Raw genomic sequence first — 13,801 nt, 5'->3', positions numbered from 1 at the left:
CCTGATTCTAAAGAGAACATACGATTTTTATAGAATAGGGAAATTGTTGTATTGAGGCCCGGATCACCCGAATGCTACAGTGATGTCGAACTAAAACAGAGGAGTGATACATTTTGAGAATGGGATTTAGGAAAAAGCAAGTATCAGCAGCTTTGGGTCTGTCATTACTTTTAAGTTCCATAAGTGGAATGGTTGCGAGTGCGAATGCGGCTCCCATCCCGGAATCAGTGGCACTGCCACCTGCACCGGCCTGGGGGTATTATGTAGACAATTACAAAAACAATACTTCCTCCAACAAAACGACCCTCTCAAACCCCGCGATCGGGACTCTTTCCGGTTTTGAACAACTGTGGACTCCTGGTGCTACCTGGGATAGCACGAAATTGAACAGCAGCGTGCTGGATGCCAACATCCAAAAGGTGGTAGACATGGCCGCCAAACGAACCTCCAGTGAAGCTGACGCAGCCTACCTGGATGACCGGAGAAAACAGAGCTACAGCGTCATGGACGGCCTGGGTTCCCTTACCGATATCTACAGACTTCATGTGGGAGCAACGACAACAATCACCGGTATTCCCGCAGATGCCACAACGGTTAAATATGAGGATCAGGGAAACGGCGGAGAATATGGTTCAGGCGATCCGAATTCCAGTCTCGGCAGCATCGTGAGCTTGGTGAATACCTTCCGCAACAGCAGTGCTTCAACTAGTCCGTCAAAGACCTATTATAAATATCCCCGCCCGTTTCGCTGGAGCAGCCCGGCCATTGTAGTGCCGTCCCTTGTTCCTGCAATCAATGCTGACCCCAGCAACGACGGCGGATTTCCAAGCGGCCATACCAATGCCGCCTACCTGAGTGCAATAGCGATGGCCTATGCTGTACCGGAGCGGTTTCAGGAACTACTTACCCGGGCATCGGAACTTGGAAACAACCGTATCGTTGCCGGTATGCACTCTCCGCTTGATGTAATGGGTGCACGGGTCATGGCTACGGCGGTGTCTGCTGCTGCGTTGAATGAACCGAACAACAGTCTTTTGAAAAAGACGGCGTATAACGATGCGCATAGTCTTTTGTTGACACAGACCGGCACAGCTGATGACCGGTTCAGCAATTACGCCAAGAATAAACAAGACTACACAGAGCGATTGACCTACGGATTCAGTCCGATCGATTCCACAACTAAGCCAGCGGTGGTTCCAAAAGGCGCAGAAGTCCTGCTCGAAACACGCCTGCCGTACCTGGACGACACGCAGCGCCGCTGGGTCTTAGCCACGACCGGGCTTCCCTCCGGCTATCCTGTGCTTGATGACCCGGAAGGATGGGGACGGCTTAATCTCTTTGCCGCAGCAGATGGCTATGGTGCTTTTGCGAATGACGTTACAGTGACCATGGACACTTATCAAGGCGGCTTCAATGCCCTGGACCGCTGGCGGAATGACATTTCCGGCACAGGCGGGCTGACCAAAAAGGGAACGGGGACGCTCAAGCTTCAGGGGAACAATAGTTATTCCGGAGGTACACAGCTGAATGAAGGTACGCTTGAGGGAAATTCGGCGGCAGCTTTCGGAACCGGCGATGTGAACAACCACGGGGGAACCCTGATTCAGAATGTTCCTGGACAGATGACCATCGGCGGGAATTTCAGTCAATCTGCCGGCGGCACACTTGAACTGAACCTTAGCAGTACAAACGATCTGCTCGATATTAAGGGCAAAGTACAGGCTGGCGGTACATTACGTCTGAACTTTTTGAATCATTACGTACCTGACGGTGTGATTACACTCATCACCCATGGTAAGGATCAGCGGAGCGGAGAATTTTCTTCCGTAGAGACAACGGGGCTGCCCAGCCAATACAAAATGAAGGTCATCTATAACGCTAACAGCATCCAGCTCGCTGTAGACCTCGAGGCACCAAGCTGGCCGGCAGACGCCAAACTGACCGGTTCAAATAGTACCCAATCGGGCCTTACCTTGAATTGGCCGGCGGCGATAGACAACGAAGGGGTAGTCAGCTACAGCGTATATCGTGACAGCACACTGCTTCACACCGTAACCGGTGCTACCTACTCCTATAATGTAACCGGATTGACTCCAGGCACAGCCTATTCGTTCTCTGTCATCGCTTATGACCTTACGGATAACTCAAGCCGTCCTTTAAAATCATCCTTAAGCACCATTTCCAGCTCTTCTTCTGGCGGGAATGGTCCAGTGGCAACGCCAACACCTTCCCCAGTGCCTTCGGCTGCTCCAAGTCCCGCATCCAGTCCGGGGACAGATAACGGAAAGCAGAGCCTATCGGTAACGGCAACTGCCGATTCCAGCGGGAAAGCAGAGGCAACGATTAAGGATTCCCAAATTACTGACTTGTTGACTAAGGTCAGCTCTTCTACCGCAGCAAAGATCTCAGTACAGCTGAATGTGGGAACCGTAGACCATGCAAAGTCAGTTGGAATCATACTTTCCAAGGATGCCATCAGCAAACTGTTCGAGAGTAAAACTGCTGAAGTGGAACTTGTAACCCAATTCGGAAGCATATCCTTTAACAAAGCCGCCTTGGGGTCGTTGAAAAACGCCGGGGGAGACAGTATCCGCATGGGAATCGCTCCAGCAGCTACTGCCGGCCTTTCTTCTGAAGCAGCAAGTCTGGTCGGCACACGGCCTATGCTGGAGTATACCGTTCAGTCTGGCGCTTCAAGCCTGACCAGCTTTGGAGGCGGAAGCCTCAAGATCAGTATTCCGTTCAAGCTCGCCCAAGGTGAAGATGCTAACGCCATTACCGCCTATTACATTGACAGTAGCGGCAAGCCTAATGCGGTCGTTAAGTCGGGATATAACCAGGAGACAGGAACTGTCTCATTGTTAACCAATCACCTCAGCAAATACGCCGTAGGCTATAACAAAATCAGCTTTAGCGACACATCCGGTCACTGGGGCAGCAGCTATATTACCTACCTGGCTGCGCACCATATTATTTCCGGTACAGGCGCCAACACGTTCGCACCCGATAAGGGAATCACCCGGGCAGAATTTGCCAAAATGCTGGCAGGACTCGCCAATGCGGATGTCTCAGGGTATTCCTCCTCAGCGTTTACCGATGTCAAAGCCGGTGACTGGTACCTGCCTTATGTAGCGTGGGCTGCCGCGAATAACATCGTGAATGGGGCAGGCAACCATCATTTCAATCCGAATGCCTTCATCAGCCGCGAGGAAATCAGCGTCATGATCGGGCGCTATGCTGATCTTGCGGGCTACGCGCTGCCTGCCAACAGCAGCAGCGCAGGCTTTGCAGACAGCAGCAGCGTTAGTGCGTGGGCCGTGGATGCAGTAACTGCCTTGCAGAAAGCAGGAATCCTGTCCGGCAAAGGCAATAACACATTGGATCCTAAAGGCGGCGCAACCAGAGCTGAGGCCGCTAAAATGATGACAGTGCTTTTGCAAGGAATGATTCAATAGCTTCAACAACCAGGGCGATAGCCAGCAAATCACAGATTAATTTATTTAATCGGATTGCTGGCCATCGTCTTTTTCTAGTTTCAGCTACTCTCTCACCAAACAAAAATAAACCTCCTCTCCTCCCGAAGGATGAAAGAAGGTTTAGCAGCGTTAAATATCAAGTGCGGCATGATATCCTTGATAGATTGCAGTCGTAATCGTTGATGCCTTAACGCAGTCCCCAATTTGGGCAACATAAGGTGCGCAATCCAATAACTCATCTACTACATTTCTTCTAGCTCGTTGTCCAAGCGCACAAATGACCGAAGTACCCGGAACAAGAACCTCTTCCCCATTTGGCTCCGCGCAAACCACACCTTCTTGTGTGACACGCAGCCCTTTATATCCTAAATGCACTTGAATGTTGTTCTTTTCAATTTCTTTCAGCATAATGGGACGATGTCTGATATTAGCATCTGGAGCCAGCTCCGTTCTCATCTCTACCAGATGGACAGTCTTACCCTCCTGGGCAAGGTGAATGGCGGCTTCACAGCCTGCCAGACCGCCTCCCAATACGATTACGCTATCACTGACCTTGTCCTTCTCCAGATAATAGTCATTCACAACGACTACGTTATCTCCGTTTAATCCAGGGATTGGAGGAACAATGGCTGCGGAACCGACGGCAATAATTAACGCATCAACCTCTTCTTTCTCAGCATACGCTTTAGTCACAGGTGTATTCAAACGAATCTCAACACCGGCGTCCTTGGCGAGTTTTCCGAGAGTTACTCCCAACTCATACATCTCATATTTAAATGGAATGGCCTGTTCACCCCTCAAGATACCCCCTACGTCATCAGACTTCTCACATAAAATGACTTGATGTCCGCGTTTAGCTGCGGTAAGCGCGGCATACAGTCCACCCGGGCCTCCGCCAGCTACCAAAACCTTGCGTGAATTAGGAGAAGGATATATTTCGGTTCCATCCATTTCACGACCAATGAGCGGGTTAACTGTACAGCGTCTTGTGGATGTTTCGGCACGTTCTGCCATACAGGTAAAGCATCTCAGACACTTGATAATATCCTCATTCCGGTTGCTCATCACCTTTTTGGGGAGCTCGGGATCCGCCAGGAGGGCACGGGCCATTTCTACAACATCCGCCTGACCGCTGGCAATGATTTCTTCCATTTGAGCAGGGTCATTTAATCCGCCAACCGTTGCAACCGGAACACTAACATGCTTCTTGATCTCTGCCGCAAGATAAACATTACTGCCATGAGGCAAGAACATAGAAGGGTGTGTGATACCAAACCCTGTCTGATACGTTCCGGCAGATACATGTAGCAGGTCGATCCTTGATTCCAGTAATTTAGCAATTTCAATCCCTTCTGTCAGATCATAGCCGCCTTCAAACAACTCGGAGCCACTCATTCTAAACTCTATGGGAAAACCAGCGCCAACAGCTTCACGGACACTGTCAAGAACCTCCTGGGCAAAACGCACCCGATTCTCCAAAGATCCGCCATACTTATCCGTTCTGCGATTGAAATGAGGAGAAAAGAACTGATTAATCAACCAACCATGCCCGCCATGAACCATAATCATTTCAAAACCTGCTCGCTTTGCAAGTCCCGCACAGGTACCATAAGCAGCTACAATGTCATCAATCAGTTCTTGCGTAAGCTCCTTAACTTCTCTGCCGTCTGGGCGCACCCCGGGGCTGGGGCCCCACTGGGCAAGTCCTTGTTTCTTATTTTTATCAGTCAGATAAGTTCCTGCATATTGACCCGAATGGGATAGCTCCACACTGGCAATGGCCCCGTGACGGCGGATAGCATCTGCTGTATACGTAAAGCTGGCCAAAGAATCCACTGTTCCCAAATCCAGATGATACATATGAGAAGCTTCTGTCTCGGGGTGAACTACAACTTCACTGACTGTAACTGAGGCAGCGCCGCCTTTTGCTCTTAATTCATAAAAAGCAGTAGATTTGGGACCAATAGTGCAGTCAGCTGTAATATCTGTTCCTCCCATAGGTGCGCCAAACATTCTATTTCTAAAAGTCACATTACCGATGGTGATGGGCTTGCTTAAGTTTGGATATTTTCTATGCATGCTTTCTTACTCCTTCTCTGTTGATGATTCTTCTTACATTTAAATGATAGCTTTCTGATTCTTATTAGCAGCCGTCTGCTGATACTTGACGGCCCACTTATATACAAAGGTCAGGACAAATCCGGTGATGCCAAAAACAGCCGCAATGACAAAGGCTCTCTGGTAACTACCGTCTACGCTGTATACATTCTTCATAATGGACGGCCCAAAATATCCTGCGATTGCAAATCCAATGAACATAATGCCATAATTCACACTGTTATTTTTTGCACCAAACTGATCTGCAGTAAATCCGGGAAATACCCCCATCAGTGAGCCAAAGCTTAATCCGATCACCGAAATACCGATATAAAAGGTCGCCACACTGTTTTCTCCGGATAAATACAGTAAGGTGAGTCCGATTACCGAAAAGAGAGAAGAAATGGCCAGGGTATTGATTCGACCGATTTTGTCTGAAATATAGCCTGCAATGATTCGTCCACCCGTGTTAAAAAGAGCCAATATGGAAACAGCGGTTGTAGCGGCTGCCGCAGACAGGCCAACCATTTTCTGAGCGATAGGTGAAGCTTGGGATGTACACATTAGTCCGGCAAAAGCTCCACTGATCAATAACGCGATCATTACATAAAATAGCGGATTGGCAAGCATGCCTTTCCAGTCCTTGTCATTCTTCAAAGAGCGGCCAACATGTACAGCCTTCGGTGACCATCCGGACGGAACAAAATCAGATGGGCATTTCTCGATGAAGAAAGAAGCAGCACATATAATCACAAGAAATGCGATACCGAGTATAATGAATGCCGTTTTTACACTGGAAGTACTTATTAATCCGTTGGCAATCGGAGGGATTATCACTGAGCTCAATCCATAAGCAGCCGTGGTTACACCGCCAACCAAACCCCGTTTGTCAGGAAAAAACTTAATCGAGTTGCTGATCGTGCATCCGTAAACCATTCCTGTACCAAGGCCGAGTACGATACCGTAAGCAAATACCAGGAAGCCTACAGATGTTGCAAACCCTGATAAAAGCATACCGCCTCCAAATAACAAGCCCCCTGCAAAGATTACTTTCTTGGGTCCAAATCGGTCATTGATCCACCCACCAGAAATCATCGTGATAGGCCCTACTGAATTTGTAATGGTAAAGGCAATAGCCAAATCCCCCGGTGTTAAAGTACGTCCTGTGACACTGCTCAAATACGCAGCCATTGGGGCAGCAAATACACTCCATCCGTAAATTGATCCAATACACAGATTAATAAAGCAGCTTGCAATCAGAATAATCCATCGCTTTTTCGTAAGCTCCACTGAGATTCTTCTCTCCTTCAAATTGTATTGTGAATTTATTCACACCATTTGAGTACATATTAACACAGGATTTTATTTATATCAATATAAACATGTATGTATTTATATGTCCTAAAATACATGTTGTGCGAGCCTTGTATCAATCCTTATTGCGAGCACCAAAATATGCTATACTTAACAAATCAAAAAGACGAAATGTATAGGAAGAAGCGAGCCTTATGAGAACTTTAAAGTATGCCATTTTGGGGTTACTAAATAACGAGCCTATGACGGGTTATGATATTGGTAAAGAATTCAGCAAAGATTTAGGTGAATTCTGGAATGCAAAGCACAGCCAGATCTATCCGGAATTAAAAAAACTGTTTGACGAGGGACTTATCGTTTACGAAATCCAAATTAGCGGAGAGATCCTGGAGAAAAAAATGTATTCGATTACGGAGGAGGGCAAAGAAGCTTTTTTGAAATGGTTAAAACAAGCGGAGCCTTTAGAACCCACTCCCAAAGATGTGTTTCGGCTTAGAATGTACTTTTCGAATCATCTGGATGTGCCAACCCGGATACACCTCTTAGAGCATCAGTTGCTTCAGCATCAGGAGCGGCTGCAACATTTACGCAAAAACAATGAACGTCACCAAAGTATTCCACCACATGATAGCGTGGATTTTGGTGATTATTTCATATTGGATGGAGCTATTTTACGTGAAACGGTAACGATACAATGGCTGGAAAACTTCATTCAATATTGCAAATCGTTGTAACAGATAAGCATACAGAAAAACCTTCCCTCATCCCGGAGGATAAAAGAAGGTATAAGTCTCTTTTCTGAGGCAAGACAGCTATGAACGTATACAGAATTCCGTCAGCATAAAGTATCATGCTCATATATTTTGCTGGGGCGGCCCCACTCAAAAAGGCTCAGTCCGATCTCACGGAAACCATATTTTTCGTAATATTGAATATGATCCGTAGTTAAGTAGACCTTTTCAACCCCCAACCGGCTGCCTGCTATTTTCCTTGCGTGCTGCAAAGGCATGGCTCCTAGAGCCTGCCCCCGCTCGTTCTTGTCGATGAACAACGGTCCGATCCAAGGTGATAAATCTTTTCGAACCAAATATTCCTGTTCATTCAATTGATAGAAGCCGATAATCCGGTTGTTCCTTAACATTAAGAAGGTCAATGGTAAAGCGTCCACTGTAGATAAACTTTCTTCCATTTGAGCGATCACGATGTCCATTACGGCTGGCCAAGATTCAGAAATGTATGTGATAAAGGTTGTTCAGGGCATTCCTTAAGGGATTGGATCACTGGATACCCATCTATAGATGTAATCGTTGATGTAGGGGCCGTATAAATTTTCATTTCTGTGCCATTAAATATATATCCATTCGCGAAGTGGCTCCACCCAAGCTTTTCGTAATAGCCGTCCAGATCGGTACAGAGATACAGGTTGTCATGTCCCAATTCCCGGGATTTCTGAAGTGCATGTTGCAGTAGTTCGGCTCCCATCTTTTGTCCTCTAAACTCCGGTACCACATACAAACAAGCAAGCCACGGAAAAACATCTTGGCGGCTGATCAAGTCATTCCTTAGCAACGCATATGTACCAATGATTGAGCCATTTTGTATGGCAATATAAAAACGCGGCAAGCCATCCTCCGTTTTCATGGAATGAAGCATACAGTCGTAATAGAATTGATAATTCAGATCGCTTCCCCACTCGCTCCAAAACAATTGGACAGCGCTTTCAAAAAAATCCTTTTTTTCCTTAAGTTCATATATCCGGAACACCATATCCCCCCACTCTGTTTGTCCTTAAGAATAAATCCTTCCAGCTGGCTCTATTCAATGATAGCTGATTCTCTGTCGTGCCGGGTCATTTCATGAAGAAATCTCGATAATAACGTTATCCGCTATGACCGTGAATTCCACTAATGGACTGTCAAATAAAACGTTAAGCTCAAACCCGGCTTCTGTGGAGTACACTTCATCGTACAGCCAGTAACTGCCTGCACTTAAGTCTGAAGGTTGTAGGCACTTCACCCCTGTAAATGTTACTTTGATATCGGTTTGATAATGGTAGCCCCCTCTACAATCCAGGTTCATGATGAAAATGTCCGTAGAAGGTATTTCGATTGAAGTTACTTTTGCATCATGTATCAAATCATGCTCATTCGCTTATCGTACTCACTTCGTCACTGTTCAGCCATTGGTATGATTTCACGGTTTCTCATATCTTAGATTAAACTTTCAGAATATCTGTCATTAACCAGTCGTTATAATTCCCATCTTTCGAAACAAACCATACATTGTTATACACCCTTGGCTTATATATCAAATTTTTATTTCTTAATAAGCAACTCATTCCAAAAATAGGAGAAGCATTTCTAATTAATAGTGCCGTAGGATATGTATTTTCATATTTTAAAATCTTTTTTTCTTTTTGTTTTAATAGATGATTCAGGGCACTAATAAAATTTTCATAAATCTCTATTCCATGCAGATCATTATTAGATCTACCTAATATCATTTTGGCTTCTTCAGAATCATAAAATAAGTGTGCTACTTCAAGTCCTAATAATTCGCCCTTCAAATTTTCCAAGACGAAATCCGGACTCTCTCTTTTTTCTACTAATTTAAGTTGATCCTTATGGTTTAAGTTGAATAGGTTTAAAAATATGCCAAGTGCGGCATTCTCCAGAGCATATTTTTCGTCGCTATGATTCTTCATCTTTTTCCCCTTTTGTAATCAGTTAACTCTTTTATATTCTTAATAACTGCATAGCCGTCATAAGTCACTTCATCTCTAATCTCATCTAGCTCAATTTGATAATTGCCTGTAAAAATTTCTTTCCTATCTTTCATGTTTGTATAAGATATTGTGAATTCCACATTATAAATATAGTTCAATTCTCCATAATCTAATATTGTCATTTGGACAGAAAAATTAGAACCCTTATGTAAAAGACTGGTCATTAGACTCTTTATGTTTTTTAATACACTATCATTGGCAGAGATCCGCTTTATTTCAGTGATATCTAAAGTATTCAAACAATCTTCAAGTACTTTTGGGTAAAATCCAAGGAGCTCATCTGCATAAAAACCATCGGTTTTCACTGCCCCCATACGCTGCTCAATATCTTGCTTGAAATTTGGCCATTCTCTAATATCACTTAAGAAATACGTCTCTCCAACCTTCTCAACCGAATAAATCCAATGAAATTCCTTTGATGTTCCTTGCTTCTGGGGATAATTAATCGCAATATTTTCAGTAGCTTCAACATCATATTTATTCACATCCGTATAATAAGCCCTATAAATATATGAACTTATAAATTTCTCAGTGATTTTTCTATTAAATAAGTTATTTATGAGCTTCTTTTGTGACACATACAAATTACTATTTGTTAAAAGATTGGGTTCAACAATTGAAAATGTATTATTATTTATTGATTCAACAAGATTAATTTGATAATCATTAATTAATTTATTTATTTTTTGCATTGTATTATCAGGTTTATTTTCAGAAAAGATGATTTCATTTTCTTGTGATTTATCACTTCTGTTTACATGACTAGTTCTGTTTGTATTATCAATGAAACTATCGTTACTGCTACAGGCTGTAAATACACAAAAAAACAGGACCAAAACTAATGTTTTCCTCATCAAGTTTCCTCCTGTTTCGTATTTACATATCCATTAGATGCCGACCTTACATCACTATAAAAATATAATAAGTTGGGTAATTCTGCCTTTTCTAAATCATTAATATTGTTTTTGTATTTAATTAGTAAATCAAGAGATTGACGATAATAGTCCAAATGGTATTCATTTATTTTGGTTCGTTTTACTTGTGCGATATAGGTTTCCAAATCTGAGATTTGAGTAAATAAATATTCACGTATTATTTCAAATGTCCTTTGATCAAGTTCATTGATATCCGTCATGTTCCTTACATTCTCTTCAATCTTATGGAGCCATTCATAATCTCTTTGAAATATTTGATAAATAGGTTCCAGAAATGAATAAAGTGTTTTGTATCGTCTTTTTTTGAATAAAAAGTGCGTGATATTAAGAAACATGTACATCCACCACCGTCTTATGTTTTCAATATCTTCTGGGAGTTTTATATAACGTTTCCGTATTCCTGACGTTCAAGGGGCTTAAGGGCTCTACCTTACATATTCATTATATTTTAAAAGATGCTGGATTGCTTCACTCTGATAAAATCCATATTCCCAAATATCCCTTCTGTCGCTAAGTAATATCCATCACTCTTAGAACCCAAGCACCAAGTGGCTTCGCTTTTCTCAGAATCTATTCATACGTATCGCTGATTCTTATATATCCGTTTATTTGTTCCCGGGTCCTTTGAAATATGCCTGATCTATTATTATAATTCCCTTCTGCTGTTATTATTTTATCCTGTTCTACTCTTAATACCACTCCGATATGATCATTCGGTCCATTCCCCACAATATTATCAAATACGATAAGATCCCCTTGATCTGGGATGAACGATGGATCACTTATAGGATAATAAAAGCCATTTAACTGTCCCCATTCTAACCAAGCTTCTACCCATGCAAAATTACGTGAAACCGGCTCTGGATATCGTACAGGTAACTTCAATCCTGCCTCCGTACAACAATGATATACAAATGCAGCGCACCAATCGAAACCAATATTTGGATTATCTCTTGGAAAATACCTAAGAATGGGTTCCAAATCCGGACCGTATTTATCTTCATTTCCGATCAACGGTCTTGCAGCTAATTCTTCAGCTATTTCAGCCAGAGTCTCTCTTCTGCTCATGGTTTCACCCTCCGTTTGTATATAAGGCCACTAATTTTTCAATGACTGAATGAACTTCTGTTGAATCTTTAATAACAAAAAAATAATCTACTTCTCCCTCTGTGGGGTTAGAAATATTGTCTTGTTTTGATTCTGCATTTTGTCTGTTTAGCACTTCTACAAAATTGGAGGCCGTTCGAAATATCGCTTTACTACGAGTACTCTTATGGATACGTTCCTCCAGAATGAAATCAGGGAAATCGAAATAGACCAGTACGGTTTCAAATCCTTTATCATGAAAATAAGTTAGTAGTTTGGAACGACCTATCGTATTTCGGTTTGAATTACTAAGGATGAGGTGAAGCTCCGTCATCTCTACAGCATAATCTACAATTGTATTCGTTATCGCATATTTTATTGTGTTTGGTCCCTGTGTTGGACGTAGTGATTTATAGTAGGTATTGATGAATTCAGCATGGGTATCTTGATCAATCACGATTGAGTTATTCAATTGTTGTTCTAGTTCTTTAGCAAATGTAGTTTTTCCACTGTGCGTTTTACCTACCGTAATAATAGCGAGTCGCTTCAAGAATACTCCCTCCAATTCATCTGAGGCCGCGAAGAAGTTAGGTTCGCAGATTATTCAAAAACAAACTTTACCCGTTGATCTCCGCACCACTTTTCTCTTATCCCATCATAGTAAACATCTACATTATTATTTATGATTTCTTTATAAGTGCCAGCTAATTGAGGATAGTTACGTCCAATAAACTTTTCCAAAGTAGGCCCTGTGTTTTTTCCTATTCTAACTTTATCTAAAAATACGGGTATGTCCTTATCCAGAGCATGAATCATTAAATCCACATCTGTTATTCCGGGTAAAATCGGAGTGATAAATACCCAAACCTTAATCCCCATTCTATGTAGCTCATTGGCTGTCTGTATATTGCTCATCAGTGTATAATCATCAACCTTCTTCAACTGTTCCAGGTTAGATAAACCTAACAGCAGAGTGAATTTGTCTCCCATAGGTTTAACCACATCGAGATCTCTATAAATTAGTTTTGACCCGGCTTTAGTTGTGACCATACACTTCACGTTTAACTTACTTAATTCGATTAGGCATTTCCTGGTTAACTGATATTTCCGTTCAATTTCCATATAAGGATCACACTTACTTCCCAAATATACGATATCTTCTTGATTCCAGTGAATGAATTCTTCATATAAAATATCCGCAATATTGAGTTTAACATTCAAGTTTTTATTCCAGTTTTCATCTTCTAGCTGGAAACAATAAGGGCACCCGATAGTACATCCATCATACGGATCGATAATTGGTAATGTTCCTCCGTCAGGGGGATATTCATATGTCATTGCACAACTAACACATATTTCTTTAAGCATTTCGGGCCATCTCCATTCGTCCGTTTATGAGACGATGGTACATGAATCCCGGAAAAAAATATAGACTTATAATAACCATTCTGTTATGATGTTGAATAAGGTCTTGAAAAAAATAGTCATACAAACCCTAAGATTCTAATGATCTTAGGGTTTTATTTTTTTGTTTAGGTTGATTTCGCATTACAGATCAAGACTTAATCGAATCATATCCCTACATTGTATTCCGTTTTCATAAATCTCTTCCTTATAATGCCTTACAAAGAAATCCCGGTCTATTCCTGTTATTCGAAAACCACATCTTTGATATAGCATGAGCTGATGTACACTGGAGTTTCCGGTTCCGATTTCAATGGTTTTAGCCTTTTCTTCTCTCGCCTTATCTATCGAATATACAATTAATTTCTTTCCTATTCCTATCCCCTGATAGTCTTCCTGTACCGCGATATTTACAATTTCTATGGTTTCAGGTCGAGTCCTAATCAAAACCAAAACTCCAATTATTTCTTCGTTTATTAGAGCTACTAAGCATTGTCCTCTTCCCAAATATTCCTTAACGATTTCCTTCGACGGATCAGCAAGAAGTAATAGATCAAAGGGGATTTCTTCGTTTGAATTTAGTGGTCGGATCTTAATTTCCATGAATTTTCTCCTTTGGCACGCTTCGTGAATACAATGTTATCTGAACTCTGCATTTTTATAATAGTCCTGACTGAGGAGCTACTGCGATCAAAAGTGTCACG

General features: G+C 42.5%; 14 protein-coding genes. 2 read left to right on the top strand and 12 right to left on the bottom strand.

Annotated elements, in window-relative coordinates:
- Positions 1-119: 119 nt before the first annotated feature.
- A complete protein-coding gene (locus A3844_RS31770; RefSeq protein WP_083606745.1) occupies positions 120-3,455 on the top strand; it encodes an S-layer homology domain-containing protein in 3,336 nt (1,111 codons plus the stop codon).
- Between the two features lie 150 nt (positions 3,456-3,605).
- Here A3844_RS31770 and A3844_RS07455 read toward each other — a convergent pair whose 3' ends face one another.
- A complete protein-coding gene (locus A3844_RS07455) occupies positions 3,606-5,555 on the bottom strand; it encodes an oxidoreductase (protein ID WP_074107052.1) in 1,950 nt (649 codons plus the stop codon).
- A 39-nt stretch (positions 5,556-5,594) separates the two neighbouring features.
- Positions 5,595-6,863: an L-lactate MFS transporter gene (locus A3844_RS07450; RefSeq protein ID WP_074107051.1), complete on the bottom strand. Its 1,269-nt coding sequence runs from the start codon at positions 6,861-6,863 to the stop codon at positions 5,595-5,597.
- Between the two features lie 218 nt (positions 6,864-7,081).
- Between A3844_RS07450 and A3844_RS07445 the strand changes: the two genes are divergently transcribed.
- A complete protein-coding gene (locus A3844_RS07445) occupies positions 7,082-7,621 on the top strand; it encodes a PadR family transcriptional regulator (RefSeq protein ID WP_074084138.1) in 540 nt (179 codons plus the stop codon).
- Between the two features lie 101 nt (positions 7,622-7,722).
- Here the strand turns inward: A3844_RS07445 and A3844_RS07440 are convergent, their stop codons facing one another.
- The 10 genes from A3844_RS07440 to A3844_RS07395 form a co-directional block, all read right to left on the bottom strand.
- Positions 7,723-8,097, bottom strand: a complete 375-nt coding sequence (locus A3844_RS07440; protein WP_083606744.1) for a GNAT family N-acetyltransferase — start codon at positions 8,095-8,097, stop codon at positions 7,723-7,725.
- Entirely contained in the window at positions 8,097-8,654 is a 558-nt protein-coding gene (locus tag A3844_RS31765; RefSeq protein WP_083606743.1) for a GNAT family N-acetyltransferase, read from the bottom strand. The genes A3844_RS07440 and A3844_RS31765 overlap by 1 nt, the downstream gene beginning before the upstream one ends.
- An 87-nt stretch (positions 8,655-8,741) precedes the next feature.
- Positions 8,742-9,023 carry a DUF4085 family protein gene (locus A3844_RS33395; protein ID WP_074107050.1) on the bottom strand — a complete coding sequence of 94 codons (282 nt, stop codon included), beginning with the start codon at positions 9,021-9,023 and terminating at the stop codon, positions 8,742-8,744.
- A 79-nt stretch (positions 9,024-9,102) separates the two neighbouring features.
- The gene (locus A3844_RS07425) at positions 9,103-9,591 is read right to left on the bottom strand and encodes a hypothetical protein (RefSeq protein ID WP_074084136.1); all 489 of its coding nucleotides are present in this window, start codon (positions 9,589-9,591) and stop codon (positions 9,103-9,105) included.
- Positions 9,588-10,526 carry a TcaA NTF2-like domain-containing protein gene (locus A3844_RS07420; RefSeq protein WP_074107049.1) on the bottom strand — a complete coding sequence of 313 codons (939 nt, stop codon included), beginning with the start codon at positions 10,524-10,526 and terminating at the stop codon, positions 9,588-9,590. The genes A3844_RS07425 and A3844_RS07420 overlap by 4 nt, the downstream gene beginning before the upstream one ends.
- On the bottom strand, positions 10,526-10,807 hold the full coding sequence (locus A3844_RS07415) for a hypothetical protein (RefSeq protein ID WP_143192032.1): 282 nt from the start codon (positions 10,805-10,807) through the stop codon (positions 10,526-10,528). The genes A3844_RS07420 and A3844_RS07415 overlap by 1 nt, the downstream gene beginning before the upstream one ends.
- Before the next feature lie 370 nt (positions 10,808-11,177).
- On the bottom strand, positions 11,178-11,675 hold the full coding sequence (locus A3844_RS07410; RefSeq protein WP_074107047.1) for a CHAP domain-containing protein: 498 nt from the start codon (positions 11,673-11,675) through the stop codon (positions 11,178-11,180).
- Positions 11,676-11,679: 4 nt separating this feature from the next.
- On the bottom strand, positions 11,680-12,243 hold the full coding sequence (locus A3844_RS07405; RefSeq protein ID WP_074107046.1) for an ATP-binding protein: 564 nt from the start codon (positions 12,241-12,243) through the stop codon (positions 11,680-11,682).
- A 50-nt stretch (positions 12,244-12,293) separates the two neighbouring features.
- On the bottom strand, positions 12,294-13,061 hold the full coding sequence (locus A3844_RS07400; protein WP_074107045.1) for an SPL family radical SAM protein: 768 nt from the start codon (positions 13,059-13,061) through the stop codon (positions 12,294-12,296).
- 180 nt (positions 13,062-13,241) lie between these two features.
- Complete coding sequence (locus A3844_RS07395) at positions 13,242-13,694, bottom strand: GNAT family N-acetyltransferase (RefSeq protein WP_074107100.1); 453 nt, start codon at positions 13,692-13,694, stop codon at positions 13,242-13,244.
- Between the last annotated feature and the right edge of the window lie 107 nt (positions 13,695-13,801).

Source organism: Paenibacillus helianthi, from assembly GCF_001909055.1.
In the GTDB taxonomy this organism is placed as follows: domain Bacteria; phylum Bacillota; class Bacilli; order Paenibacillales; family Paenibacillaceae; genus Paenibacillus_AQ; species Paenibacillus_AQ helianthi.
This window is presented reverse-complemented; position numbering and strand designations above follow the sequence as displayed.

Bases quoted from the DNA above. Each gene is read 5' to 3' on its own strand.
- A3844_RS31770 (WP_083606745.1), top strand. From the start codon at position 120: ATGGGATTTAGGAAAAAGCAAGTATCAGCAGCTTTGGGTCTGTCATTA.
- A3844_RS07455 (WP_074107052.1), bottom strand. From the start codon at position 5,555: ATGCATAGAAAATATCCAAACTTAAGCAAGCCCATCACCATCGGTAAT.
- A3844_RS07445 (WP_074084138.1), top strand. From the start codon at position 7,082: ATGAGAACTTTAAAGTATGCCATTTTGGGGTTACTAAATAACGAGCCT.
- A3844_RS07440 (WP_083606744.1), bottom strand. From the start codon at position 8,097: ATGGACATCGTGATCGCTCAAATGGAAGAAAGTTTATCTACAGTGGAC.
- A3844_RS31765 (WP_083606743.1), bottom strand. From the start codon at position 8,654: ATGGTGTTCCGGATATATGAACTTAAGGAAAAAAAGGATTTTTTTGAA.
- A3844_RS07425 (WP_074084136.1), bottom strand. From the start codon at position 9,591: ATGAAGAATCATAGCGACGAAAAATATGCTCTGGAGAATGCCGCACTT.
- A3844_RS07420 (WP_074107049.1), bottom strand. From the start codon at position 10,526: ATGAGGAAAACATTAGTTTTGGTCCTGTTTTTTTGTGTATTTACAGCC.
- A3844_RS07415 (WP_143192032.1), bottom strand. From the start codon at position 10,807: ATGACGGATATCAATGAACTTGATCAAAGGACATTTGAAATAATACGT.
- A3844_RS07410 (WP_074107047.1), bottom strand. From the start codon at position 11,675: ATGAGCAGAAGAGAGACTCTGGCTGAAATAGCTGAAGAATTAGCTGCA.
- A3844_RS07400 (WP_074107045.1), bottom strand. From the start codon at position 13,061: ATGCTTAAAGAAATATGTGTTAGTTGTGCAATGACATATGAATATCCC.